This is a genomic window from Pseudomonas sp. m6p (assembly GCF_055760375.1).
The window spans coordinates 3,912,575-3,936,495 of record NZ_CM147084.1; the positions used below are offsets into that span (position 1 = coordinate 3,912,575).

Below are 23,921 nucleotides of genomic sequence, written 5' to 3' on the forward strand. Positions count from 1 at the left end.
CCGGGTTTGCGACTGCTGCGCAGCCGAGCGGGAGCAAGCTCCCTCGCCACAAAATTATGCTTCGACAGATGGAATCAGCGTTGTTTGAGGCGGTCGATGACCACGGCCAGCAACAGAATCGAACCGCGAATCACATACTGATAAAACGTGTCGATGTTCTTCAGGTTCATCGCATTTTCGATGATCGCCAGAATCAGCACCCCGGCAATCACATGCCGGATCATGCCGATCCCGCCGCTCAACGACACGCCGCCGAGCACACAAGCCGAAATTACGGTCAGCTCGAAACCCTGGCCAATCATTGGCTGCCCGGAGGTCATGCGCGATGCCAGAATCACCCCGGCCAGTGCGCCGATCACGCCGTGTACGGCAAAAATGATGATCTTGGTCCGGTCAACGTTGACCCCGGCGAGCAACGCCGCTTCCTGGTTGCCGCCGATGGCCATGGTGTTGCGCCCGTAGGTGGTGTAGTTCAGCAGCCAGCCGAAGAACAGGAAGCAGACGATGGTGATCAGGATCGGCACCGGCACGCCGAACAACTGGCCGTTGCCGAAGACGAAGAACGATTCCTGCGACACGCCCACCGCTTTGCCGTTGGCAAAAATGTAGGCCAGACCGCGGACGATCTGCATCGTCGCCAGCGTGGTGATCAGCGCATTGACCCGCAACTTGGCAATCACGATGCCGTTGATCAGCCCGACCATCAGGCCCATCACCAGCGCCGCGCTGACGCCGAGGAACACGCTGTTGGTGTCGCGCATCACCACCGCCGCCACCACGCCGGCGCAAGCGATCACCGAGCCTACCGACAAGTCGAAGTGCCCCGACGCCAGGCAGTAGAGCATAGTGCACGCGGCAATGCCGGTGGTGGAAATCGCCAGGCCCAGCCCGCGCATGTTCAGTGGCGAGAGGAAGTTGTCGATCAGCAGCGTGCAGGCGACGAAGATGCCGATGGCCGCCAGCAGCATGACCCAGTCGTCGAGGAAGCGCCGCAGGTCCAGCGGTTTGCGGGGAGTCGGCAGCGCCTTGTTTTGGATGGTCATCATAGTCACCTCTCAGTTCGCCACGCCGTCAGCGCGATGGCGCGGCAAAGCCAGTTGCAGCAGGTTGGATTCATTGGCCTGGTCGCGGCTGACTTCGCCGCGCAGCGCGCCTTCGCAGAGCACCAGAATGCGGTCGGAAATGCCCATCACCTCCATGAGGTCGCTGGACACCACGATCACCGAAATGCCGTCGGCGGCCAGGTTATGGATGATCTGGTAGATCTCGGCCTTGGCCCCGATGTCGATGCCGCGAGTCGGCTCGTCGAGCAGCAGCACCTTCATCGGCATTGACAGCCAGCGACCGAGAATGGCCTTCTGCTGATTGCCGCCGGACAGGAATTTGATCTGCTGACCGGCGTGCGGGGTTTTGACTTTCAGCGCCTTGATCTGCTTGTCAGCGTTGCCCTTCTCCCACAGCCCGCGCAGCAGGCAGCCGAGGCTGGCATTGGCACCGCGCGCGCTGATGTTGATGTTCTCGGCAACGCTGGCCAGCGGGATGATCCCCTCTTTTTTCCGGTCCTCGGGGCACAGCAGGATCCCGGCGGCAATCGCGTCACGTGGTGAGCGCAATTTCAGTTCATGCCCGCGTAATTCCAGGCGTCCGGCGGTGTTGCGTTCAAGCCCGCTGAGCAAGCGGAACAGCTCGGTGCGCCCGGCCCCGACCAGGCCGAACAGCCCGAGAATCTCGCCCTTGTGCGCCTCGAAACTCACCGGCTCACGCAGCCCCGGGCCGAGCAAACCGTCGACCTTCAACGCCACCGCGCCGCGTGGACGACTGCGGTAATCGTAGATGTCCTGAATGTCGCGGCCGACCATGCAGGTCACCAGTTGATCGTGGGTCAACTGGCTCATGTCATCGAAGGTGCGCACGTAACGGCCGTCCTTGAACACCGTCACCGCATCGCAAATGCGGAACACTTCTTCCATGCGATGCGAGACGTAGAGCACCACTTTGCCCTCCTCGCGCAGGCGGCTGATGATCGCCATCAAACGGTCGATTTCGCGCGCCGAGAGGCTGCTGGTCGGCTCATCGAAGGCGATCACATGCGCGCCACGGGACAGCGCCTTGGCGATTTCCACCAGTTGCCGCTGGCCGAGCGACAGGCGTCCGACCTTGGTCTGCGGATCGATTTCATCGGCCAGACCCTTGAGGCAGGCCAAGGCATTCTGGCGCAGGACGCCACGATTGATCAGGCCGAAACTGGCCGGCAGATGACCGAGAAACAGGTTCTCGGCCACGCTCATTTCCGGCACCAGATGCAGCTCCTGGTGAATCACCGCGACTCCGCTGCCGATGCTGTCGGCGGTCGACTTGAACGTCATGGTCTGCTCGCCGATCTGCAACTCGCCGCTGCTCGGGATGTAGGCGCCGCCGAGGATTTTCAGCAGGGTCGATTTGCCGGCGCCGTTCTCGCCCATCAAGGCGTGCACCTGCCCCGGATGGGCGACGAAGCTGATCGCGTCCAACGCCTTGACCCCAGGGAAGGTCTTGCCGATCCCGTTGAAGCGCAGGCTGCCGCCGCTGCTGTTTACATGTGTGTGTACTTGCGCGTGCATCTGAGTCACCTCTTCACACCGATCGAGCAGCCATCAGTTCCACAGGCCGATTTTTTCCAGCTCTTGCTTGAAGTTCTCGCGGGTGATCAGGGTGACGTCATCCATCGCCGTGTACTTCGGCGGTTCTTTGCCGGTGGTGACCCACTCGTACATCATCTCGGCGGTCTTGTAGCCTTCGATGTGCGGGCTTGGCAGCATCGAACCGAAGAAACCGCTGTTGGGCTTTTTCAGCTCGCCGATGGCGTCGGTGCCATTGATGCCGATACCAATCACGTTGGCGGCGGCGAACCCTGCCGCTTCGGTGGCACGGACGCCGCCGAGCACGGTGTTGTCGTTCATGCCGCCGATGATCAGGTTCTTCGCTGCGCTGGGCAGCTTGACCAGCGCCGAGTTGGTGGCGTCCATGCTGCCCGGCACGTCGAGGGTTTTCAGCGCGGCGGTCAGGATGTGGTCTTTCGGCAGGCCGGCGTCTTCGAGCGCCTTCATCGAACCGTCGGTGCGCTTCTTGCCGGTGTCGAGTTCGTTATAGGTGTTGACCACCGCGTAGGTGTCTTTCCAGTCCCAGTTGCGTTTCTTCGCTTCGGCGACCATCGCGTTGCCCTGCTTCTGGCCGACTTCGAACGCGGCCATGCCGAGGTACGGCACGTCCTCCATGAACTTACCGTTGGCGTCGACGAAACGATCATCGACGGCAATCACTTTGAGGTCATTGAGCTTGGCTTTGGCCATGATCGCCGGGCCGAGCGAGACGTCCGGCGGGCAGATCACGAAGCCTTTGGCGCCGTTCGCCGCAAGGCTGTCGATGGCCGAGAGGGTTTTCTCGCCGTCCGGCACGGCGATCTTGATCAGTTCGAAGCCTTTGTCCTTGGCGGCTTTTTCAGCGAAGGCCCATTCGGTCTGGAACCATGGCTCTTCAGCCTGCTTGACCAGGAAACCGATTTTCACGGCGTCGGCAGCGAGCAGCGTACTGCTCAGACTGAACGCGGTGACCGCCAGCGCGGCACTGCACAGGGTACGAATCCCGAAACGACGTTTCATAAGCTGACTCCTTGTTATTTTTCTTGAGCAAATTAAACAGCTTGTGGCGAGGGAGCTTGCTCCCGCTGGGCTGCGAAGCGGCCCTAAAACCGGTTACCTCGGTCAATCAAACACACCGCGCAGCCCGAATTTACGACTGCTGCGCAGCCGAGCGGGAGCGAGCTCCCTCGCCACAGGTGTGGTGGCGTGACACGTACTGCTGCAAAGCCTGTTGAAAATAGTCATATCGTATGATGATTGGATTTCAGACGGCGTTCACCACCCGAAACTCAAGCTATTCAGTCGTGGTACATCACCGAGCGCCCACCATCGATAGTGATGCACGAGGCGTTGATGAATGGCGCTTCATCACTGGCCAGAAACACGGCGGTCATTGCCACTTCGAGCGGCTGGCCGATACGTTTCGGCGGGTGCAGATCGAATGCTCGCTGACGCTCGGCGTGCGGATCGGCAAAGCCGTTCCAGTAATCGACGTTGAGTTGCGTCTCGATGTAGCCCGGCGCGATAGCGTTGACCCGAACGCCCTTCGCCGCGTATTCGATGCCCAGCGCCCGGGTCAGGCCGAGCAGGCCGTGCTTGGCCACCGGGTACGGGAAGCAACCGGGAATGATGTGGGAGGAATGGGTCGAAGCGATGTTGATGATGCTGCCGACGCCCTGCTCGATCATCTGTGGCAGCACGGCTTTGCAGCCGTACCAGGCGCCGTCCAGATCAATGGCGAAGCAACGACGCCAGTCTTCTTCGGTCATTTGCAGCGGGTCGCGGAACACGTTGACCCCGGCGCAGTTGACCAGCACGTCGATGCGTCCGTGCCGCTCAACCGCCAGTCTGGCCATGGCGTGCAGGTCTTGCTGACGCGAGACGTCGGCCTTGATTGCCTGCACGTCAGCGCCCTGCTCGCGCCAGTGCGCGGCAACCTTCTCGACCTTCTCTGCCTGAATGTCGCTGATCACCAGCCTGGCCTGCTGTGAGGCGAAGGTGGCGACGATGGCTTCGCCGATGCCTTGGGCCGCGCCGGTCAGCAGCACCACTTTGTCTTTCAGACGCTCACCCTTCGGCGGCGCAGGCACCGGCGGCAAGGAAAGAGGTTCAGCCATGGATCAGGACTCCTGTTCGTCGACACAAAAAAACCGGGCATCTGACGATGTCCGGTCTGGAAGACTGTGAAAACGAAACAGGCAGGCGCGCCGAGCGACGCCGGGCCGTTGCGAGACGCTGACTCCGTTGGGGAGTGCGATAGAAATTCGCTGCATCACTTCACCTGTTTTGTTCTTTTTAAGTGTGAGTGCGTGTTACTGCTGGAGCCGACTATAAACCCGACTGCCAAATAATCTCAATATATAATTTTGCATCCCATATTTTGGGATTCAACCAGCGAAGCGTGTGCAGAGTTTGCCCGGTACATCGACCCTCATCGACAGGACTGCGCCATCCAGCGGATGGTTATGCGGACTCTGGGCGCTGGTGATGTAGAGGGTTTTCAGGTCTTCGCCACCGAATACGCAACTGGTCGGGCGGCTGACGGGCAGGTCGATTTTGCGCTCGACCTTGCCTTCCGGGCTCAGGCGCAGCAGACAACTGCCATCCCAGCGGGCGTTCCACACGTAGCCTTCGGCGTCCATTGCCGAACCGTCCGGGCCGCCGTTCTGGTCAGGACCGTACCAACGGTTGGCGACATCGAGATTGCCATCGGTGTGAATGAAATAGCGATTGAGCACCCCGTCGAGGCTGTCGCCGAACAGCAGCGTGGTGCCGTCGTCGCTCCACAGCAAGGTGTTGGGAATCCCCAAGCCACGCAGCAACGGTGTGACACGCTGGTCGGGATCAATGCGGAACAGGCCACCGGAACGACGCTCGATCGGCAGGTCTTCGCCGTTGGCGCCGATGTTGTTCTGCATGGTGCCGAGCCACAATCGCCCCTGACCATCGCAGCGCGCTTCATTGGGCCGATTGCCCGGTTGCGGGTCGGCGATACAGAACAGCGTCAGGCGTGGCTCGAGGCCTGGTGAGTCGAGATCCAGTCGATAGACGCCGCTGCTCAGGGTTACCAGCGCATCGCCGCTGGCACACGGGATAAACGCCGAAACGTGTTCGGGCATCTGCCAGATCTGCACGTTGTTGCCGATCAGCCGCAGCGCCTGCTGGCCGGCGATATCGACCCAGTACAGCGCCTGGGTGGGGGCGTCCCAGAACGGGCCTTCTCCGAGTCTGGCGCGGTGTTGGGTTACGGCGGTCCAGCTCATGGCAACTCCTTGGTTCTTGTGGTTTTTATGGTAGGGATTTGTGTTGTCAGCTGGCTTTTTTGTCGGCCATCACCTGCGGGTAAAAGCGCTTGATTGCCAGGTCGGCATTGTCGATCAGGGTCATGCAGGCCCACACCCCGCGCGCCGCATCGCGGGCGACGATGGCGTCGGCCATGTCCTTGTGGATTGGCAATGTGCGACGCAGTTCATCGGGGTCAGCGGCGGAGACTTCAAACGACACCGCGAGCAAAGCGCCGAGGGCCGGTACCATTTGCTCAATGAACTGGTTATGGCTGGCTGCCAGAATGCACTCGTGGAACACCTGGTCGGCGCGGTTGTAATCGATGCCGCTGTCGACCGCCCGTTCCAGCGCGTTGTAGGCCAATTGCACCGCATGAATCTGCTCCAGGCTGGCGCGCTCGCAGGCCCAGCGCACGGCCATCGGTTCGATGGTGCGACGCAGATCGAGCAGGTCATCGACAAAGTTTTCCGGCAAGCCATTGCGTGACAGCCAGCCGACGACTTGCGGATCAAACAGGTTCCAGCGCCGCACTGGCAACACGCGGGTGCCGACTTTCGGCCCGACCTCAAGCATGCCTTTGGCGACGAGGGTCTTGATCGCTTCGCGAATCACCGTGCGGCTGACGCCGAGTTGCTCGCCCAGATCGGCCTCGACCTTGATCGTCTGCCCCGGCTTTACCTGGCCAGCGGCAATCCAGCTGCCCAGCCAATCGACCGTTGATGCATGAAAGCTGCTGGACATGAAAACCTCAAAGCGCTTGGCGATGGGTGTTCACGCTAATGATCATATGATTAGCCGTCAATCGAGATTTTAAGGTGATTCTCAAAACCAATGGGGGAGCTCGCTCCCACAGGGATTTTTGTTTAAGGCTCGAGGCCGATGCGGAAGAATTCGCCGCCACTCCATACGCCCAACCAGCGCTGCCCGTCGATTTCGCGACTGACCGCCAGTTCCACCAGTTGGTAAAACACATTGCGGTGAATCAGCGCTTCGAGGTTGGTGCGCACGTGCACGTAAGGCGCGGGCTCTTGAGTCACCGGGTCGATCTCGACGCGGATCGGATGTTCCGGCCCGACCTCGGCGGTCTCCTCGACGTTGGTGGTGAAGCGCAGCAACTGCGCTTCACCCTCGCCTTCAACCTCCACGGCAATCGCCACAAACGGCGCGTCGTCGACTTTGATCCCGACCTTTTCCACCGGGGTAATCAGGAAGTAATCATCGCCGTCGCGGCGGATGATGGTGGAGAACAGCTTGACCATCGGCTTGCGCCCGATCGGCGTGCCCAGGTAATACCAGGTGCCGTCACGGGCGATGCGCATGTCGATGTCGCCGCAGAAGTCCGGGTTCCACAAGTGCACCGGCGGCAGGCCTTTGGTTTTGGGGATTTGTCCCAACAGGTCATTGGCTTTTTGCGGGCCACTCATGGCGTACTCCTTGGTTTATTGGTCGCCGACTCCCAGCAGGCTGCGCGCATATTGCGCCAGCGGCGGGCCGATCAGGTCTTCCGGCTTGTTGTCGTGGAACGTCAGTAAACCGCCACGACTCTTGATCCGTGCAGTATCAATCAAATACTGGGTGCTGGTCTCGATCAACATGATCTGAATCACCCCGCCGTCGATGCCGAGGCGATCCACGGCTTCCTGATCGAGCCACTCGTCGGAGTTGCCGATGCGGTCGTCAGCCTTGGCGAAGCGGGTATACAGCAGGTAGTGAGCACCGGCATCGCGAGCTTCGCCCAATGCTTGATCGAGGCCTTCCGGGGCTCGCGCACGGCGGACCATCGGGAAGTATTCGACAAAACCTTTGAACGCTTCTTCGGCCACAACGTTCGGGCGCGGATAGGAGCCACCCGGCGGCGCAAATGAACCCTGGGCGATGTAGATGAACGAGTCCGGCTGAATGCGGAAGTTGTTCACCCGACGGCTGTCGCTGTGATCCAGCAGCCCCGCGTCGCTCATCTGATAGCGAGTGCCTTCGGCCATATCGCTGACAGTCATACAGCCGCCAAGCGCCAAAACGGCCAGCAGCAAAACCAGGCTACGCATCCTCATCCTCCAGAAGCCGGTGACGGAAAACCGGCGAATGGCCGTTGGATGCAGCTTTTGCGCCAGCTCAGGAAAATCGTTGATTGTAAGATCGTATTCGCGAGCAAGCTCGCTCCCACAGGAGAATGCATTCGAAATGTGGGAGCGAGCTTGCTCGCGAAAGCGGTTGTTCAGCCGCCGATAATCTTCATAACGGTCGCGCCACCGGAGAACGCCACTTCCTGCTTGTCGCCCAGCGCCTTGACCAGCAAGCGCTGCAACGCTGGTAATGCCTGATGACGCGGCTTGTCGAGCAGATCGCCGACATAGTGGCGGTTGCTCGACGACAGGCAGCCGTGCAGCCATCCCGTCGAAGACAGACGCAAGCGCGAACAGGTTCGGCAGAACGGCACGCTTTCGTTGGCAATCACGCCGAAATGGCCCAGCCCCGGGATCGCATAACGCACGGCCGTTGCATCGACTGGCGCATCGGCTTGCGCGTACTCGTAACGCTCGCCAATCAGGCTCAGCAACTGCTGCAGGCTGACGAACTGTTGCAGGAAGGCATTGGAGTCAGTGGCGAGGTGGCCCATGCGCATCAACTCGATGAAACGCAGCTCGTAGCCACGTTCCAGGCAGTAATCGAGCAGCGGCATCACCTGATCCAGGTTCTGCCCGCGCAACGGCACCATGTTGACCTTGATCTTCATCCCCGCCGCTTTCGCCTGGTCCATGCCATCGAGCACGGTCGCCAGATCGCCGCCACGGGCGATACTGCGGAACGCGCCGGCATCCAGGGTATCGAGGGATACGTTGATCCGGCGCAGACCGGCGTCCACCAGCAGCGGCAGCTTCTTCGCCAGGAGTTGACCGTTGGTGGTCAGGCTGATGTCTTCCAGGCCCATCTTGCCGACGGCACTCATGAAAGATTCGAGTTTGGGGCTGACCAGCGGCTCGCCACCGGTGATGCGCAGGCGCTCGATGCCGGCGGCTTCGATCAGATACGCCACGCCACGGGCCATGGCCTCGGCCGACAGTTCATCCTGCGCAGCCACCAACCGCTTGCCGTTGGGCACGCAGTAGGTACAGGCGTAATTGCAGGCTGAAGTCAGGCTGATGCGCAAATTGCGAAAACGCCTGCCTTGACGGTCAACGATCATGATCACTCCGGCGATAGAATTTCGAGCCGCTAAAACTTGACTCACAAATCAAGTTTTAGCAAGCCCTATGCCTGAGTATATTCCTGCGGTACTGCGTCATGTAGCGAAATCATGGCGCAATAAGGCCGCTGAATCATTCAGCTGCTCGGGGTTTCCGGATCGCGCTTGCGCTTGTTGCCCATACGCACGCCGATGTCCATCAGGAACTGGAAGAAACCTTCCTGATCTTCGAGCACGTTGCTCCAGAACGGCGAGTGATACAGCGCCACCGCGCCGTGCACCAGCGCCCAGGACGCGCAGTAGTGGAAGTACGGTGGCACGTCTTCGAGCTTGCCTTCGCTGATCCGGCCCTTGATGAGCAAGGTCAGGCGTTCGAAGTTCGAGGCACGGATCTTGTGCAGTTCCTCGACCATTTCCGGTACCTGATTGCCTTTCACCACCTTCTCTTCGAGACGGTCGAACAGGCGATAGCGCTGAGGGTCGCGCATACGGAATTCGAAGTAGGCACGGGACAGCGCTTCCTTGTCCTTGTCGACATCGGCCGAATGCAGCAGCTCGTTCAAATCGCGCTCGTAATCGAGCATCAGCCGCAGATAGATCTCGGCCTTGGATTTGAAGTGCTTGTAGATCGTGCCTTTGCCGATACCCACGGCATCAGCAATCATCTCGACGGTGACACTGTCTTCACCTTGTTCGAGGAACAGCTTGAGCGCGGTATCGAGAATTTCTTGCTCGCGGCGACGAAACTCACGGACCTTACGAGGTTCTTTGTGCATAAGAAAAGGTCTGTAGGGGTCAAAATTCGAAGCCGCGTATTATGCCTAACTTGCACAAAAATGCACGGATCATCCGACCATATCTGTGTTTCTTGTTCATTTTGCGAACGCTGAGGCGGCAATGAGAACTCAACTGAAGCGCACGTATTCCAAATTTGTTTAAAAACCCCGACCGCTCAACTGGACTGAACGCCAGACTGATCAATACTTGAACTGTCGGGCGGCATCTCCCCCAAGTGCCGTGCCGGTAAAGGTACCAAGGGACCGCGTGCCTTTGTTTTACTCCTAATGGTCTTAACCCGGATTCACCCCCCAGAACCCGGGTTTTTTTTGCCTGCGATTTGCCGATGACCTACATGGCAGATTTGACAGAGGCCAGCGGAAACAGGCGCTTGAAGTTCTCGGTCGTCTGCTCGGCAAACCGCTCATAGTCTTCCCCACGCAGCATCGCCAGAAACTCCGCCACCTCGCGCACGTACTGCGGCAGGTTCGGTTTGCCGCGATACGGGATCGGCGCCAGATACGGCGAGTCGGTCTCCACCAGCAGGCGATCGGCCGGCACCTTGCTCGCCACATCGCGCAGAGCGTCGGCGTTGCGGAAGGTGACGATGCCCGACAGGGAAATGTAATAACCCATGTCCAGCGCAGCCTTGGCCATGTCCCAGTCTTCGGTGAAGCAATGCAGCACACCGGCCTGGGGCAACGCCGCTTCGCGCAGCAGTTCGAGGGTATCGGCACGGGCGCCACGGGTGTGGATGATCACCGGTTTACCGGTCTGCCGGGCAGCTTGCAGGTGCAGGCGGAAGGATGCCTGTTGCAGCTCGGCGGCTTCCGGCTCGTAGTGATAATCCAGACCGGTTTCACCAATCGCCACCACTTTCGGGTGATTGAGCTCATGCAGCAGCCAGTCCAGCGCCGGCGCCGCGCCCGGTTGCACATCCAATGGGTGCACACCGACCGAGCAATCGACGTCGTCATAGCGCTCGGCGAGGGCTTTGACGTCGGCGGCGTTGTCGGCACTGACGCCGATGCACAGAAAATGCCCGACCCCACGCTGGCGGGCCGCATCAAGTGCAGCATCCAGCGAGCCGTCATGGGCGGCGAGGTCGAGGCGATCAAGGTGACAATGGGAATCTACGAGCATAAAAGAGACGGCTACTTACATCGTATGAGTGGGACGGTCGGATTTCAGGGCTCCGGCCAGATGGGTTTCGATGCGACTGCGGGCGGTGTTGTCGCCCTCGTTGAATTGCACGCCGACGCCGGCTGCGCGGTTGCCCTGAGCGCCTTTGGGGGTAATCCAGGCGACCTTGCCGGCCACCGGGATCTTCTCCGCCTCGTCCATCAGGTTCAGCAGCATGAACACCTCGTCGCCCAACTTGTAGCTCTTGTTGGTCGGGATGAACAGGCCACCGTTCTTGATGAACGGCATGTAGGCGGCGTAAAGCACCGATTTGTCCTTGATCGTCAGGGACAGGATGCCGTTGCGCGGCCCGGGGCTGATGGCTTCATTCATGATGACCTCCACTGCTGATGTTCAGAGTCTAGGTACACATTCTTATCTTTGACCAGGCAAACCCGCCCATTGCACCAACAACGCTTCCAGCAGCAGTGCCGGGTTGAGGTTGGCTTTGCTCAGGACTTTCTGCCGCTGGGCGAGAATCCAGTCCTGAATATCGAGGACTTTGCCCTGAGCACTTTTCTGCGCCAGGTACTGCACGACTTTGCGCATATCGGCCAGACCGAGGCCGGCTTCATCCTGGGTCAGTTGGTAGCGCAGGACCAGGCTGGACCAGTCGCAGAACCAGTCGAACAGGCGCAGCATCGGAATGCTTTTCCATTCTTCGGCCAATTGTGTCGGCGATTGCTGCTGCTTGAGCAACTTCTTCACCCCTTCGACCACCTGCGCCCGCTGCTCGCGCACGCCCTGGGACTGCAGGCTGACCGCCGCCAGTGGCGAGCCTGCCGCCAGCGTCAGCAATTCGATGCGCTCCTCTTCGGAACACTCCGGCAGCGCCTGTGCCAGCCATTGCAGGCTCATGGCCTCACCGGGCAGCGGACACGCCTGCTGCACGCAGCGACTCTTGATCGTCGGCAGCAAACGGCTCGGCTGGTGGCTCACCAGCAACAGCACGGTATCGCCGGAAGGCTCTTCAAGGCTTTTTAGCAAGGCGTTGGCGGCGTTGATGTTCATCGACTCCACCGGCTCGATCAGCACCACCTTGCGCCCGCCCAGTTGCGCGGTCTGCACCACGAAACTGACCAGATCGCGGACCTGATCGACCTTGATCGCCTTGTCGGCTTCCTCGGGCTCAAGGAGGTAATTGTCCGGATGACTGCCTGCCTTGAGCAGCAGGCAGGATTTGCACTCACCGCACGCTTCTGGTGTCGGACGCTGACAAAGCAGGCTGGCCATCAGACGTTCGGCCAGCGCGCGCTTGCCGATCCCGGCCGGGCCGTGCAGCAAATACGCGTGAGCGTGCTGACTACGTCCGGCCAGTTGCTGCCAGAGGCTGTCCTGCCATGGATAGGCCTCAGCCACGAATCAGCTCCAGCAAGTTCGGAATCAAGGTATCCAGCGATTGCTGAACCTTGACCAATGGCTGACCGGCATCGATGCGCACATAGCGCGCAGGATCAGCCTCAGCGCGCTTGAGAAACGCATTGCGCACGGCTTCGAAAAACGCCCGGCCTTCCAGCTCGAAACGATCCAGACGGCCACGGGCACTGGCGCGAGCCAGACCCATTTCCACCGGCAGATCGAAAATCAGTGTCAGATCCGGACGCAAGTCGCCCTGAACGAACGTCTCCAGCGCAGCAATGCGCTCCATTGACAAACCACGACCGCCGCCCTGATAGGCGTATGTCGAGTCAGTAAAACGATCACACAACACCACCGCGCCACGGGCCAGTGCCGGACGAATCACTTCGGCCAGATGCTGGGCGCGCGCGGCGAACACCAGCAACAACTCGGTGTCGGGGTTCATGACCTCATCGGCCGGGGCCAGCAGCACGTCGCGAATCCGTTCGGCCAGTGGCGTTCCGCCGGGTTCGCGAGTCAGCACCACTTCGATACCTTCGGCGCGCAGACGCTCGGCGAGGTACTCGCGGTTGGTGCTCTTGCCGGCGCCTTCCGGGCCTTCCAGGGTAATAAACAAGCCAGTCACAGGCAGTCCTTAATCAAAGTCATTGCGCGTTTTGCGGTGCCGCCGTCTCAGGCTCGGCAGCAGGGGCTGGCGCAGGTTCCTGAGGCGGAACCTGCGGTAGCGCCTCAGGGGCGGTGTCCGGGGACGCCGCGGCCGGTGCATTTGCCGGGGCTGGGCTGGAGCGGTAATCGGCGCGGCGCTTGAGCTGGAATTCGCGCACCGCACTGTTGTGTGCATCCAGGTCATCGGAGAACACATGGCTACCATCGCCACGGGCGACGAAATACAGGCTGTTGCCTTCCACCGGATTGAGCGCGGCGTGAATCGCCTCGCGTCCGACCATGGCAATCGGCGTCGGCGGCAAGCCGGGAATCACATACGTGTTGTAGGGCGTCGGCTCCTTGAGATGCGCACGGGTCAACTTGCCGGTGTAGCGGTCGCCCAGGCCATAGATCACGGTCGGGTCGGTCTGCAACTGCATGCCCAGCGCCATGCGGCGCACGAACACGCCGGCAATCTGCCCGCGCTCCTGTGGTACGCCGGTTTCCTTCTCCACCAGCGACGCCATGATCAGCGCCTGATAAGGCTCGCTGTACGGCGCTTCGGCCGAGCGGTTTTCCCACTCCTTGGCCAACACTTCATCGAGCCGGTCAAAGGCCTTCTTCAGCAATTCGACATCGGAAACGCCCCGCACGAAACGGTAGGTATCCGGGAAGAACCGACCTTCCGGGAACAATCCACGATGACCGATTTTCTCCATCACTTCGCTGTCGCTCAAGCCCTTGAGGGTTTGCTCGATCTTTTCATCTTTTGCCAGCGCGGCGCGGACCTGGTGGAAGTTCCAGCCCTCGACCAGCGTCAGACTGTATTGCACCACTTCGCCACGCTTCCACAAGTCGATCAGACCGTTGACGGTCATGCCTGGCTGCATGCGGTACTCACCGGTATGGATCGGTGTGCCGGCCAGATTGAAGCGCCAGTAAATGCGCAACCAGAAGGCGTCCTTGATGACCCCATCGGTTTCGAGTTCAAGAAAGGTGCGGGTCGGTGTCGAGCCTTTCGGCACATCCAGCAGTTCCTCCTGCGTGATGTTCAGAGGCTGTTCCAGCGCCGAATGAATTTTCCAGGCGCTGGCGCCCAGTAGCAGCCCTGCCAGAACCAGTCCGGTTTCCAGCAGCAGCAAGAATTTACGTCTCACGAATCAGGCATCCAGTAGCGCGCGGGCAATGGTTTGCAGTTTACGGGTGAGCGGGCCAACCGGCCAGCTCAGTGCAGCGTAGGCGCGTACCGGCCAGACGCCATAAACGCTGTTGCAGATAAAGACTTCGTCAGCCCATTGCAGCTGTTCGAGGCTGACATCGGTAATTTGGGTGGGGATGGCCAATGACTCGGCCTGAAACAATAATTCGGCACGCATCACACCGGCCACGCCACAGCGCTTCAGATCCGGGGTGATCAGTACGCCGTCGCGTACCAGAAACAGGTTGCTGAACACGCCTTCGATGACGCGTCCGGCCTGATCAAGCATCAAGCCTTCGGCGTGTTCGCTGTCGCGCCATTCGGCGCGGGCAAGCACTTGCTCCAGACGATTCAGATGCTTGAGCCCGGCCAGCAACGGCTGATTCGACAGCCGCGTGGCGCAGGGAAACAGGCGCACACCCTGCTCGCCATGCACGGCAGGATAAGCCGCAGGCGGGTTGCCTTGCAGGATGCGCCGACCCTGCGCCGCAGGATCGGGCGCGTAGCCACGCAAGCCATCACCACGGGTGAGGATCAGCTTGAGCACGCCCTCGCCCATTGCCGCGGCATAGGCCCGCAGTTCCGTGCGAACCCGATCAATATCCGTAGCGATAGCCAGACGCGAGCAGCCCTCGGCCAACCGCGTCAAGTGACGATCCAGCAATATCGGCTGGCCGCCGTGCACGGCGATGGTCTCGAACAGCCCATCGCCATAAGCCAGGCCGCGATCTTTCAGCGACAGAGCGTCAGCCGGCTGACCGTCGACCCAGCTGTCCATCAGCCGGCGAACCGACGGAACGCCAACGTGCCGTTGGTGCCGCCAAACCCGAAGGAGTTGGACAGGACGACATCGATGTCCATGTTGCGCGCCGTGTGCGGCACGAAATCGAGATCGCAGCCTTCATCCGGCTCGTCGAGGTTGATGGTTGGCGGCGCCACCTGGCTGTTGATTGCCAGCACACTGAAGATCGCCTCGACCGCGCCCGCCGCACCCAGCAGGTGACCGGTCATGGACTTGGTGGAGCTGACCGCCAGGTTGTAGGCGTGATCACCGAACACGGTCTTGATCGCGTTGGCTTCGGCGAGGTCGCCGGCCGGGGTCGAAGTACCGTGGGCGTTGATGTACTGCACCTGGTCGATGTTGATTTTCGCATCGCGCAGGGCATTGGTGATGCAGCGCGCTGCACCAGCGCCATCAGCGGGTGGCGAAGTCATGTGGAACGCATCGCCACTGGTGCCGAAGCCGATCAGCTCGGCATAGATGGTCGCGCCGCGAGCCTTGGCGTGCTCAAGCTCTTCGAGCACCAGCGCACCGGCACCGTCGGACAGCACGAAGCCATCACGGCCCTTGTCCCAGGGACGACTGGCGCGAGTCGGCTCGTCGTTGCGGGTCGACAGCGCACGGGACGCGCCGAAGCCGCCCATGCCCAGACCGCATGCGGCCATCTCGGCACCGCCGGCGATCATCACGTCGGCTTCGTCGTACATGATGTTGCGCGCCGCCATGCCAATGCAGTGCGTACCGGTGGTACAGGCAGTGGAAATGGCGTAGTTCGGCCCCTGTGCACCCAGGTGAATGGACAGAAAACCGGAAATCATATTGATGATCGAGCCTGGCACGAAGAATGGCGAGATTCGACGCGGGCCCGTCTCATGCAGGGTACGGCTGGTTTCTTCGATATTGGTCAGACCGCCGATGCCCGAACCCATGGCCACGCCAATGCGCTCACGGTTGGCGTCGGTGACTTCCAGACCAGCATTGCGAACAGCCTGAAAACCCGCGGCCAGACCGTACTGAATGAACAGATCGAGCTTGCGTGCTTCCTTGACCGACAGGTATTCCTCGACATTGAAGCCCTTTACCGAGCCGCCAAAACGGGTGGAATAGGCAGAAAGGTCGGTGTGTTCGATCAGACCAATGCCACTGCGGCCAGCCAGAATGCCCTGCCAGCTGCTTGGCACATCCGTGCCCAGTGGCGACAACATACCCATACCGGTGACTACGACGCGTCTACGCGACACAGCACTCTCCTTTTTCAAATGACGACTTTGCATCAGGCCTAAAGAAAAAACCGCACGCCATGATGGCAGTGCGGTTTTTCCATGACAGCAGACAACGATTACAAACTATTACGCCTGGTGGCTAGTAACGTAGTCGATTGCAGCTTGTACAGTAGTGATCTTCTCAGCTTCTTCGTCAGGGATTTCGGTCTCGAATTCCTCTTCCAGAGCCATCACCAGCTCAACGGTGTCAAGGGAGTCGGCACCCAGGTCTTCAACGAAGGAAGCAGTGTTGACCACTTCTTCTTCTTTAACACCCAGTTGCTCGGCAACGATTTTCTTGACGCGCTCTTCGATGGTGCTCATACCTTGTTTTCACTCCTAATGGACAAATTCAGGCAGCTGGCCAGTGGGTAAGTGTATAGAAAGGCTTTTCAGCTTTTCAACTGAAAGCTTCACTCCTCAAACCCTGCGGCCCTCTGCCTATAAATAGATTGCAGCTTTATAACGGATTTTAGACAGCTCGTATGACATTTTTTTGAAGCAATCCGTCACATTTTACTTACATGTACATCCCACCGTTCACCGGGATTGTAGCCCCAGTGACGTATGCCGCACCGTCGGATGCAAGAAAAGCGACCACCGAGGCGATCTCTTGAGCTTGCCCCAGACGACCCAGCGGAATCTGCGTCTGCAAGGCTTCACGCTGTGCTTCCGGCAGTTCGCGGGTCATATCGGTGTCGATGAACCCTGGGGTTACCGAGTTGACCGTAATCGAACGCGAACCGACTTCACGCGCCATCGCACGGCTGAAACCTTCCAGACCGGCCTTGGCGGCTGCATAGTTTACTTGGCCTGCGTTGCCCATGGCACCCACCACCGAGCCAATACTGATAATTCGGCCCCAGCGCGCTTTGGTCATGCCACGCAAAACGCCCTTGGACAGGCGATACAGACTGTTCAGATTGGTATCGATCACGTCGTACCACTCATCGTCTTTCATGCGCATCATCAGATTATCGCGGGTGATGCCAGCATTATTGACCAGAATGGCCGGCGCGCCGAACTGCTCCTGAATGCTCGCCAGCACCGCGCTGACCGATTCGTCGCTGGTGACGTTCAGTTCCAGACCCGTGCCCTGGATACCGTGCTCTTTCAGGGTGGCAGCAATGGCCTCGGCGCCTTTGGCGGAGGTCGCGGTGCCAACAACGATGGCGCCCTGACGACCCAGTTCCAGTGCGATGGCCTGGCCGATACCGCGGCTTGCACCGGTGACCAGTGCAACTTTACCTTGCAGACTCATGCAAGTTTCTCCTGATTCAGGCCAGCGCTGCACGGGCGGCAGCGAAAGCGTCTGGGGTATTGAGGTTGGAAGTCGAAACGCCTTCGGCGCAACGTTTGTTCAGACCGGCCAGGACTTTGCCCGGACCGCATTCGACCAGACTGGTGGCGCCTTTGGCGGCCAGGGTCTGGACCGATTCAACCCAGCGAACGGGCTTGTACAGTTGTTCGAGCAGATCACGCTTGAGGGTGTCCAGATCGGCCGGCACTTGCGCGCTGACGTTCTGTACGACCGGGATCTGCGGTGCCTGCCAGTCGATGGCAGCGATGGATTCGGCAAAGCGCTCGGCCGCCGGACGCATCAGCTCGCAGTGCGACGGCACGCTCACCGGCAACGGCATGGCACGCTTGGCACCACGGGCCTTGCAACCTTCAATAGCACGCTCGACGGCAGCCTTGGCACCAGCAATCACCACCTGGCCCGGCGAGTTGAAGTTCACCGCGCTGACCACTTCGCCTTGCGCCGCTTCGGCACAGGCGGCCAGCACATCAGCGTCTTCCAGACCGAGAATGGCGGCCATGCCACCCTGCCCGGCCGGAACGGCTTCCTGCATCAGCTGGCCACGGCGCTCAACGAGTTTCACCGCATCAGCCAGGCTCAGGCTGCCAGCAGCAACCAGCGCGCTGTATTCACCCAGGCTGTGACCGGCAACGAATGCCGGACGCGCGCCGCCTTCAGCCAGCCACAGACGCCACAGGGCGATCGAGGCGGTCAGAATGGCCGGTTGGGTTTTATCGGTTTGATTGAGCAGCTCTTCCGGGCCCTGCTGGGTCAATGCCCACAGGTCATAGCCCAGAGCCTCAGAGGCTTCTTTGAAAGTTTCGAGGATCAGCGGATGTTCCGCGCCCAGCTCGGCCAGCATGCCGAGGGACTGCGAACCCTGTCCTGGAAAGACGAATGCGAGGGAAGCAGACATGTAACAAGCCCCTAATGATCTTGTCGTCGGAAAGTGACGCCCCACCGGGGGACGCAAGAAACTGACAGTTGGATGGCCCTTTGAACCGGGCGGTCACATTTAAGCATTGTCCGACGAAAACGCCTAAGACAACAGATCCTCCAGACGACCGTGGAGGCGCTCGGGGAGGTTCTCCTGAATCTCGATCAGCGCGCGCTGAATCGCGCTCTGAAAGCCCTGAACCCCGGCCGAACCGTGACTTTTCACCACGATGCCCTGCAAGCCGAGGAAACTTGCGCCGTTATGTCGCGCAGGCGCCAGATCCGCCTGCAGACGCTTCATCAATGGCAGGGCCAAAGCACCCACCACGCGGGAAGCGAAGCTTTGCTTGAACAAGGCCTCGATACGCGCGGCGATCATCGTCGCCAGGCCCTCGCTGGACTTGAGCAGGATATTGCCGACAAAACCGTCACAGACCACCACATCCGCCTCGCCGCGATACAGGCCATCGCCCTCGACAAAACCGATGTAGTTGATGCCGCGCGCCGCCTGCAACAAGGTCGCCGCCAACTTGACCTGCTGATTGCCCTTGATGTCTTCGGTACCAATATTCAGCAACGCGACACGCGGCCGGGCGATACCCAGCGTCTGCGCCGCCACCGAGCCCATCACCGCGAACTGCAACAAGTGTTCGGCGCTGCAATCGACGTTGGCGCCCAGATCGAGCAACTGGCAATAGCCCTTCTGCGTCGGAATCGCCGCCACCATCGCCGGCCGATCAATCCCCGGCAAGGTCTTGAGCACGAAACGCGACAGCGCCATCAACGCCCCGGTATTGCCGGCGCTGACACAGGCCTGGGCCTTGCCGTCACGCACCAGCTCCAGGGCGACACGCATCGACGAATCCGGCTTGCCACGCAAGGCCTGGGTCGGCTTTTCGTCCATGGTGATGACTTCAGACGCCGGGACAATCGTCAGGCGCGCGCGATCGGCAGCCGATTGGCCGTTGATCAGTTCTTCAAGAAGGGAGGGTTGACCGACGAGGGTCAGGTGCAGCGAGGGCGTAGCAGAAAGGCAAGCAAGGCTGGCCTGAACAATGCTGCGGGGACCGAAGTCCCCGCCCATTGCGTCAATCGCGATGACTTGAGCGGACAAGTGATTACTCGTCAGCGCCCTTGTCGATCACTTTACGGCCACGGTATACGCCTTCTGGCGATACGTGGTGACGCAGGTGAACTTCACCAGTGGTTTTTTCTACAGACAGGGTGCTAGCCTCGAGAGCGTCGTGCGAACGGCGCATGTCACGGGCAGAGCGGGATTTTTTGTTCTGCTGAACAGCCATAATTGATTAACTCCTAAACGTTTGGGTCACGCTTTAACTGCGCCAATACACTGAACGGGTTGGACCGCGTTACCTCGTCCTCGCTCGGTTCGGGCTCATCTGCTCCCGCCGGCTGCTGGCATTCTTCCGGATGATGAGCAGGCACAATGGGCAAGGCGAGCAGAAGCTCCTCCTCGATCAGTGACTGCAGATCCAATGGATCTTCGCCCAGTTCCAGCACGTCATAACCTTTCGGTAACGACTGGGTATTCGCACCCTCCTTCACAACAGCGTAACTGCATTCGCTGTGGATCGGCAGGGTGACCAGCTCAAGACAACGCTGGCAAACCATTTTGACTTCGGTGTCGATAAAGCTGTGGATCACCACAGATTTACGTTCATCTCGCTCAAAAACGAATTTGGCCTGCACCGTACCGACATCGTCGGAAAGCGGGTCGCAGAGTCTCTTCAAATCGGCCAGCAGCAGTTCACCTTGAAGGGTGGTGCCACGGTCAGCCAATTTGCGCGGGTCAACGTGAGGTGGAATCGGGTCATTCAACATAGGCGCAGCATTATAGGGATGCCCCCACCCATGTCAAAGGAAATTGTGCCCTGTCCGTCACTTGCGTGCCTCCGCTAGAATTCGCGCCTGCCTCAGGAGACGTCAATGCTGCCTTTATTACTTGCTTCGAGCTCGACTTATCGCCGTGAATTGCTCGCCCGCCTGCACCTGCCGTTCGTCTGCAGCTCGCCGGATATCGACGAAAGCCACCAGCCGGGCGAATCCGCCATCGAACTGGTCAAGCGCCTCGCCGAACAGAAAGCCCGGGCACTGGCCGCCAGCTACCCCGCTCATCTGATTATCGGCTCAGACCAGGTTGCAGTGCTCGGCGAACGGATCATCGGCAAGCCACACACCTTCGACAAGGCTCGTGAGCAACTGCTGGCCGCCAGCGGCGCTAGCGTGACCTTCCTCACCGGCCTGGCCCTGCTCAACAGCCAGACCGGCCACTGCCAGGTCGACTGCGTGCCATTTACCGTACACATGCGCCAGCTCGACGAGGCGCGCATCGAGCGCTACCTGCGCCTGGAGCAGCCCTACGACTGCGCCGGCAGCTTCAAGGCCGAAGGCCTGGGTGTGAGCCTGTTTCAGTCCACCGAAGGGCCTGATGCCACCAGCCTGATCGGCCTGCCACTGATTCGCCTGATCGACATGTTGCTGGCCGAAGGCGTGCAAATCCCTTAAAGCAAAAGATCGCAGCCTGCGACAGCTCCTACAGAGATCAATGTAGGAGCTGTCGCAGGCTGCGATCTTTTGATCTTTACAACGAATCAGCGCAACGAAGGCCCGTGGAACCCCATCCACATCGCCAATTGCTCAGCGACACTGGCACCGAGCTTTTTCGAGAAGCGGTCGAATGGCGATTCCTGAACCGTGAAGTCCACCAGCTCTTTCTCGCCAATCACGTCCCGCGCCACCGAACTGGCATTCCCCAAACCATCGATCAGGCCCAGCGGCAGCGCCTGCTCGCCAGACCAGACCAGCCCGGAGAACAGCTCCGGATGCTCCTTGTCCTTCAGTCGATCGCCACGCCCCTGCTTGACGCTATTGATGAACTGCTTGTGCGTGGTGTCCAGCACGGTCTGCCAGAACGCAGTCTCATCAGGCTTCTGCGGCTGGAACGGATCGAGGAACGACTTGTGCTCACCCGACGTATAGGTGCGACGCTCGACGCCCAGCTTGTCCATGGTGCCGACAAAACCGTAACCGGCCGCCGTTACACCGATGGAGCCGACCAGACTGGCCTTGTCGGCATAGATCTGATCCGCCGCACTGGCGATGTAATAGGCACCGGACGCACCGAGATCGGAAATCACCGCGTACACCTTGGTATCCGGGTGCAGACCGCGCAGACGCTTGATCTCGTCATACACATACCCCGACTGCACCGGACTGCCGCCAGGACTGTTGATCCGCAGGATGACACCCTTGACCTTCTTGTCTTCGAAGGCAGCACGCAAGCTGCCGACGATGTTATCGGCACTGGCAGGCTCCTTGTCGGCAATCATGCCGGTGACGTCGATCAGCGCGGTGTAGTTCGGGCCACGGGTGGCGCTCTTCTCCATGTCCATCAGCGGCGTGAACAGGATCAGCGCAACAAACAGATAAACAAACGTCAGCAGCTTGAAGAAGATCCCCCAACGCCGTGAGCGACGCTGCTCCTGCACACTGGCCAGCAAAGTCTTTTCCAGCAGCTTCCAGCTTTTCTCGTCACCGTCGTCGGCACTTGCCTTGGCCGGTGCTTTCCATTCGTCGGTCATGCGCTGTACCCCAGCAAAAACGTATTAAGCCTGCTGCCCCAGCCAGGCGTGCAATTCACTAAAACGGTCGATCGACAGGCGCGGCTCGAACTGCTGCAGCGACTCGATCGACTGCGCGCCATAGCTGACAGCCACCGACGCCATGCCCGCGTTGCGCGCCATCAGCAGATCGAAGGACGAATCGCCGACCATCAGCGCCTGCTCGGGCCGCACGCGACAATGCGCGAGAATCTGCTCGAGCATCAACGGATGCGGCTTGCTCGCGGTCTCGTCGGCGGCGCGGGTGATATCGAAATAATCTTCCCAGCCATTGGCCTTGAGTACCCGGTCCAGTCCGCGACGATTCTTGCCGGTCGCGACCGCCAGGTGATAGCCCTGCTCGCGAAACGACGCCATCGACTCGACCACACCCTCGAACAGCGGCGAAGGCACGGCTTCTGCCGCAATGTAATGATCGGCGTAATACTCGCGAAACAAGGTCATTTCGGCATCGCTGATGTCCGGGTACAAGGTACGGATCGCCTCGGGCAAGCCCAGACCGATGATGCCCTTGACGGCAAAATCATCGCGCAACTCGAAACCGGAGCGCGCGGACGCCGAATGCATCGCCTCGACAATCCGACCAATGGAATCGGCGAGGGTGCCGTCCCAATCAAAAATCAGCAGCTTGTAATCAGATGGGCGCACTCAATCGCTCCACGGTCTTGGCCCACATTTCATCGACTGGGGCTTGCAGCTTGAGCTCACCGCCATCGGGCAGCGGCACGGTCAGCATGTAGGCGTGCAGGAACAGGCGCTTGCCGCCCAAATCACGGATTTCCTTGCTGAAACCGTCATCGCCGTACTTGGTGTCGCCGGCAATGCAATGCCCGGCGTGCAACGTGTGGACGCGGATCTGGTGGGTGCGCCCGGTGATCGGCTTGGCTTCGATCAGGGTGGCAAAGTCGCCAAAGCGGCGCAGGACCTTGAACACGGTCACCGACTCCTTGCCCTCCTCCTCGTCGACCTCGACCATGCGTTCGCCGGAGCGCAGGTTGCTCTTGCCCAGCGCCGCACGGACTTGCTTGATCGAGGTCGCCCAGTTGCCACGCACCAGTGCCATGTAGCGCTTGTCGACACCATCGCCACGCAAGGCGGCGTGCAAGTGCCGCAACATGCTGCGCTTCTTGGCGATCATCAGCAGGCCGGAAGTGTCACGGTCGAGACGATGAACCAGCTCCAGTTCCTTGGCATCGGGACGCAACTGACGAAAGGCTTCGATCACCCCGTAATTCAAGCCGCTGCCGCCGTGAACCGCAATGCCGGCGGGCTTGTTGATCACGATCAGGGCTTTGTCTTCGTAGACAATCGAGGCTTCCAGACGCTGCAACAGGCCTTGAGCCAATGGCACCGGCTCGTCGCGCTCAGGCACGCGAACCGGCGGCACGCGCACGATATCGCCGGCCTGCAGCTTGTATTCGGGCTTGATCCGCCCCTTGTTCACACGCACTTCGCCTTTACGCAAAATGCGGTAAATCAAGGTCTTGGGCACGCCTTTGAGCCGGGCAAGGAGGAAATTGTCGATTCGTTGGCCGGCATACTCCGGCGAGACTTCAAGCAGTTGAACGCCTGGAGTCGAAGGGGCAGTAGTTGTCATGCCGCGGATGATAACAATTTTTATGGAATTGAAGCACTTAATCATTGCTGCTATAGTCGCGAACGCCGCCAAAAGCGGCCTGGACAGCGGAACCACGGTCAAAAACCGGCCCTGACCAACGCAATTCACCAGGACGCGAGGCCGTCCTACGGGGCT

The 23,921-nt window shown here is 60.2% G+C and carries 27 protein-coding genes; 1 reads left to right on the forward strand and 26 read right to left on the reverse strand.

Going from position 1 to position 23,921, the window contains the following annotated elements; all coding sequences use genetic code 11:
- Window positions 1-74: 74 nt before the first annotated feature.
- The 23 genes from araH to ACYZUM_RS17815 all read right to left on the reverse strand — a co-directional run bounded on the left by araH (window position 75) and on the right by ACYZUM_RS17815 (window position 20,369).
- Complete coding sequence (araH, locus tag ACYZUM_RS17705) at window positions 75-1,043, reverse strand: L-arabinose ABC transporter permease AraH (protein WP_041069807.1); 969 nt, start codon at window positions 1,041-1,043, stop codon at window positions 75-77.
- 12 nt (window positions 1,044-1,055) lie between these two features.
- Window positions 1,056-2,600, reverse strand: coding sequence for an L-arabinose ABC transporter ATP-binding protein AraG (araG, locus tag ACYZUM_RS17710; protein WP_473060943.1), 1,545 nt, complete (start codon window positions 2,598-2,600; stop codon window positions 1,056-1,058).
- 33 nt (window positions 2,601-2,633) lie between these two features.
- The gene (locus ACYZUM_RS17715) at window positions 2,634-3,638 is read right to left on the reverse strand and encodes a substrate-binding domain-containing protein (RefSeq protein WP_027612369.1); all 1,005 of its coding nucleotides are present in this window, start codon (window positions 3,636-3,638) and stop codon (window positions 2,634-2,636) included.
- 278 nt (window positions 3,639-3,916) lie between these two features.
- Window positions 3,917-4,735 carry an SDR family oxidoreductase gene (locus ACYZUM_RS17720; protein WP_473060944.1) on the reverse strand — a complete coding sequence of 273 codons (819 nt, stop codon included), beginning with the start codon at window positions 4,733-4,735 and terminating at the stop codon, window positions 3,917-3,919.
- A 270-nt stretch (window positions 4,736-5,005) separates the two neighbouring features.
- Window positions 5,006-5,881 carry an SMP-30/gluconolactonase/LRE family protein gene (locus ACYZUM_RS17725; RefSeq protein ID WP_473060945.1) on the reverse strand — a complete coding sequence of 292 codons (876 nt, stop codon included), beginning with the start codon at window positions 5,879-5,881 and terminating at the stop codon, window positions 5,006-5,008.
- Between the two features lie 46 nt (window positions 5,882-5,927).
- A complete protein-coding gene (locus ACYZUM_RS17730) occupies window positions 5,928-6,644 on the reverse strand; it encodes a FadR/GntR family transcriptional regulator (protein ID WP_041069214.1) in 717 nt (238 codons plus the stop codon).
- A gap of 122 nt (window positions 6,645-6,766) precedes the next feature.
- Window positions 6,767-7,327 (reverse strand): DUF1285 domain-containing protein, encoded by a 561-nt coding sequence (locus ACYZUM_RS17735; RefSeq protein ID WP_473060946.1) that lies wholly within the window; start codon window positions 7,325-7,327, stop codon window positions 6,767-6,769.
- Between the two features lie 15 nt (window positions 7,328-7,342).
- A complete protein-coding gene (locus tag ACYZUM_RS17740) occupies window positions 7,343-7,948 on the reverse strand; it encodes a DUF4823 domain-containing protein (protein ID WP_041069208.1) in 606 nt (201 codons plus the stop codon).
- Window positions 7,949-8,118: 170 nt separating this feature from the next.
- Window positions 8,119-9,087 (reverse strand): GTP 3',8-cyclase MoaA, encoded by a 969-nt coding sequence (locus ACYZUM_RS17745; RefSeq protein WP_041069205.1) that lies wholly within the window; start codon window positions 9,085-9,087, stop codon window positions 8,119-8,121.
- A 137-nt stretch (window positions 9,088-9,224) separates the two neighbouring features.
- Window positions 9,225-9,863 (reverse strand): TetR/AcrR family transcriptional regulator, encoded by a 639-nt coding sequence (locus ACYZUM_RS17750; RefSeq protein ID WP_007950805.1) that lies wholly within the window; start codon window positions 9,861-9,863, stop codon window positions 9,225-9,227.
- Between the two features lie 352 nt (window positions 9,864-10,215).
- Window positions 10,216-11,007 carry a TatD family hydrolase gene (locus ACYZUM_RS17755; protein ID WP_041069202.1) on the reverse strand — a complete coding sequence of 264 codons (792 nt, stop codon included), beginning with the start codon at window positions 11,005-11,007 and terminating at the stop codon, window positions 10,216-10,218.
- A 15-nt stretch (window positions 11,008-11,022) separates the two neighbouring features.
- Window positions 11,023-11,379, reverse strand: a complete 357-nt coding sequence (locus ACYZUM_RS17760) for a PilZ domain-containing protein (protein WP_027612362.1) — start codon at window positions 11,377-11,379, stop codon at window positions 11,023-11,025.
- Between the two features lie 42 nt (window positions 11,380-11,421).
- Window positions 11,422-12,405, reverse strand: a complete 984-nt coding sequence (locus tag ACYZUM_RS17765) for a DNA polymerase III subunit delta' (RefSeq protein WP_473060947.1) — start codon at window positions 12,403-12,405, stop codon at window positions 11,422-11,424.
- Window positions 12,398-13,030 (reverse strand): dTMP kinase, encoded by a 633-nt coding sequence (gene tmk / locus ACYZUM_RS17770; RefSeq protein ID WP_145594269.1) that lies wholly within the window; start codon window positions 13,028-13,030, stop codon window positions 12,398-12,400. The genes ACYZUM_RS17765 and tmk overlap by 8 nt, the downstream gene beginning before the upstream one ends.
- A gap of 19 nt (window positions 13,031-13,049) precedes the next feature.
- A complete protein-coding gene (mltG, locus tag ACYZUM_RS17775) occupies window positions 13,050-14,207 on the reverse strand; it encodes an endolytic transglycosylase MltG (protein WP_473060948.1) in 1,158 nt (385 codons plus the stop codon).
- A 3-nt stretch (window positions 14,208-14,210) separates the two neighbouring features.
- Window positions 14,211-15,026, reverse strand: coding sequence for an aminodeoxychorismate lyase (pabC, locus tag ACYZUM_RS17780; RefSeq protein ID WP_473060949.1), 816 nt, complete (start codon window positions 15,024-15,026; stop codon window positions 14,211-14,213).
- Window positions 15,026-16,270, reverse strand: a complete 1,245-nt coding sequence (gene fabF, locus ACYZUM_RS17785) for a beta-ketoacyl-ACP synthase II (RefSeq protein WP_003227039.1) — start codon at window positions 16,268-16,270, stop codon at window positions 15,026-15,028. Before fabF ends, pabC begins: the two co-directional genes overlap by 1 nt.
- Window positions 16,271-16,378: 108 nt before the next feature.
- Window positions 16,379-16,615 (reverse strand): acyl carrier protein, encoded by a 237-nt coding sequence (gene acpP / locus ACYZUM_RS17790; RefSeq protein WP_003175607.1) that lies wholly within the window; start codon window positions 16,613-16,615, stop codon window positions 16,379-16,381.
- Between the two features lie 196 nt (window positions 16,616-16,811).
- Window positions 16,812-17,552: a 3-oxoacyl-ACP reductase FabG gene (gene fabG / locus ACYZUM_RS17795; protein WP_007967600.1), complete on the reverse strand. Its 741-nt coding sequence runs from the start codon at window positions 17,550-17,552 to the stop codon at window positions 16,812-16,814.
- A gap of 16 nt (window positions 17,553-17,568) precedes the next feature.
- Window positions 17,569-18,507 (reverse strand): ACP S-malonyltransferase, encoded by a 939-nt coding sequence (gene fabD / locus ACYZUM_RS17800; RefSeq protein WP_222018646.1) that lies wholly within the window; start codon window positions 18,505-18,507, stop codon window positions 17,569-17,571.
- 123 nt (window positions 18,508-18,630) lie between these two features.
- Window positions 18,631-19,641, reverse strand: a complete 1,011-nt coding sequence (gene plsX / locus ACYZUM_RS17805) for a phosphate acyltransferase PlsX (RefSeq protein WP_369426606.1) — start codon at window positions 19,639-19,641, stop codon at window positions 18,631-18,633.
- A gap of 4 nt (window positions 19,642-19,645) precedes the next feature.
- Window positions 19,646-19,828, reverse strand: a complete 183-nt coding sequence (rpmF, locus tag ACYZUM_RS17810; protein ID WP_003179396.1) for a 50S ribosomal protein L32 — start codon at window positions 19,826-19,828, stop codon at window positions 19,646-19,648.
- A 13-nt stretch (window positions 19,829-19,841) separates the two neighbouring features.
- Window positions 19,842-20,369 carry a YceD family protein gene (locus ACYZUM_RS17815; protein ID WP_003204262.1) on the reverse strand — a complete coding sequence of 176 codons (528 nt, stop codon included), beginning with the start codon at window positions 20,367-20,369 and terminating at the stop codon, window positions 19,842-19,844.
- 105 nt (window positions 20,370-20,474) lie between these two features.
- Between ACYZUM_RS17815 and ACYZUM_RS17820 the strand changes: the two genes are divergently transcribed.
- Window positions 20,475-21,053, forward strand: coding sequence for a Maf family protein (locus tag ACYZUM_RS17820; protein ID WP_108183486.1), 579 nt, complete (start codon window positions 20,475-20,477; stop codon window positions 21,051-21,053).
- 86 nt (window positions 21,054-21,139) lie between these two features.
- Here the strand turns inward: ACYZUM_RS17820 and sppA are convergent, their stop codons facing one another.
- Genes sppA through rluC form a run of 3 tightly spaced genes read right to left on the reverse strand, consistent with a single transcriptional unit; the run spans window position 21,140 to window position 23,765 of the window.
- The gene (gene sppA, locus ACYZUM_RS17825; RefSeq protein WP_027612352.1) at window positions 21,140-22,129 is read right to left on the reverse strand and encodes a signal peptide peptidase SppA; all 990 of its coding nucleotides are present in this window, start codon (window positions 22,127-22,129) and stop codon (window positions 21,140-21,142) included.
- Between the two features lie 24 nt (window positions 22,130-22,153).
- On the reverse strand, window positions 22,154-22,816 hold the full coding sequence (locus tag ACYZUM_RS17830) for an HAD-IA family hydrolase (RefSeq protein WP_027612351.1): 663 nt from the start codon (window positions 22,814-22,816) through the stop codon (window positions 22,154-22,156).
- Window positions 22,803-23,765 (reverse strand): 23S rRNA pseudouridine(955/2504/2580) synthase RluC, encoded by a 963-nt coding sequence (gene rluC / locus ACYZUM_RS17835; protein ID WP_007950779.1) that lies wholly within the window; start codon window positions 23,763-23,765, stop codon window positions 22,803-22,805. Before rluC ends, ACYZUM_RS17830 begins: the two co-directional genes overlap by 14 nt.
- Between the last annotated feature and the right edge of the window lie 156 nt (window positions 23,766-23,921).

Coding starts and splice junctions, on each gene's coding strand:
- araH (WP_041069807.1), bottom strand. CDS start 1,043: ATGACCATCCAAAACAAGGCGCTGCCGACTCCCCGCAAACCGCTGGAC.
- araG (WP_473060943.1), bottom strand. CDS start 2,600: ATGCACGCGCAAGTACACACACATGTAAACAGCAGCGGCGGCAGCCTG.
- ACYZUM_RS17715 (WP_027612369.1), bottom strand. CDS start 3,638: ATGAAACGTCGTTTCGGGATTCGTACCCTGTGCAGTGCCGCGCTGGCG.
- ACYZUM_RS17720 (WP_473060944.1), bottom strand. CDS start 4,735: ATGGCTGAACCTCTTTCCTTGCCGCCGGTGCCTGCGCCGCCGAAGGGT.
- ACYZUM_RS17725 (WP_473060945.1), bottom strand. CDS start 5,881: ATGAGCTGGACCGCCGTAACCCAACACCGCGCCAGACTCGGAGAAGGC.
- ACYZUM_RS17730 (WP_041069214.1), bottom strand. CDS start 6,644: ATGTCCAGCAGCTTTCATGCATCAACGGTCGATTGGCTGGGCAGCTGG.
- ACYZUM_RS17735 (WP_473060946.1), bottom strand. CDS start 7,327: ATGAGTGGCCCGCAAAAAGCCAATGACCTGTTGGGACAAATCCCCAAA.
- ACYZUM_RS17740 (WP_041069208.1), bottom strand. CDS start 7,948: ATGCGTAGCCTGGTTTTGCTGCTGGCCGTTTTGGCGCTTGGCGGCTGT.
- ACYZUM_RS17745 (WP_041069205.1), bottom strand. CDS start 9,087: ATGATCGTTGACCGTCAAGGCAGGCGTTTTCGCAATTTGCGCATCAGC.
- ACYZUM_RS17750 (WP_007950805.1), bottom strand. CDS start 9,863: ATGCACAAAGAACCTCGTAAGGTCCGTGAGTTTCGTCGCCGCGAGCAA.
- ACYZUM_RS17755 (WP_041069202.1), bottom strand. CDS start 11,007: ATGCTCGTAGATTCCCATTGTCACCTTGATCGCCTCGACCTCGCCGCC.
- ACYZUM_RS17760 (WP_027612362.1), bottom strand. CDS start 11,379: ATGAATGAAGCCATCAGCCCCGGGCCGCGCAACGGCATCCTGTCCCTG.
- pabC (WP_473060949.1), bottom strand. CDS start 15,026: ATGGACAGCTGGGTCGACGGTCAGCCGGCTGACGCTCTGTCGCTGAAA.
- acpP (WP_003175607.1), bottom strand. CDS start 16,615: ATGAGCACCATCGAAGAGCGCGTCAAGAAAATCGTTGCCGAGCAACTG.
- fabG (WP_007967600.1), bottom strand. CDS start 17,552: ATGAGTCTGCAAGGTAAAGTTGCACTGGTCACCGGTGCAAGCCGCGGT.
- fabD (WP_222018646.1), bottom strand. CDS start 18,507: ATGTCTGCTTCCCTCGCATTCGTCTTTCCAGGACAGGGTTCGCAGTCC.
- rpmF (WP_003179396.1), bottom strand. CDS start 19,828: ATGGCTGTTCAGCAGAACAAAAAATCCCGCTCTGCCCGTGACATGCGC.
- ACYZUM_RS17815 (WP_003204262.1), bottom strand. CDS start 20,369: ATGTTGAATGACCCGATTCCACCTCACGTTGACCCGCGCAAATTGGCT.
- ACYZUM_RS17820 (WP_108183486.1), top strand. CDS start 20,475: ATGCTGCCTTTATTACTTGCTTCGAGCTCGACTTATCGCCGTGAATTG.
- sppA (WP_027612352.1), bottom strand. CDS start 22,129: ATGACCGACGAATGGAAAGCACCGGCCAAGGCAAGTGCCGACGACGGT.
- rluC (WP_007950779.1), bottom strand. CDS start 23,765: ATGACAACTACTGCCCCTTCGACTCCAGGCGTTCAACTGCTTGAAGTC.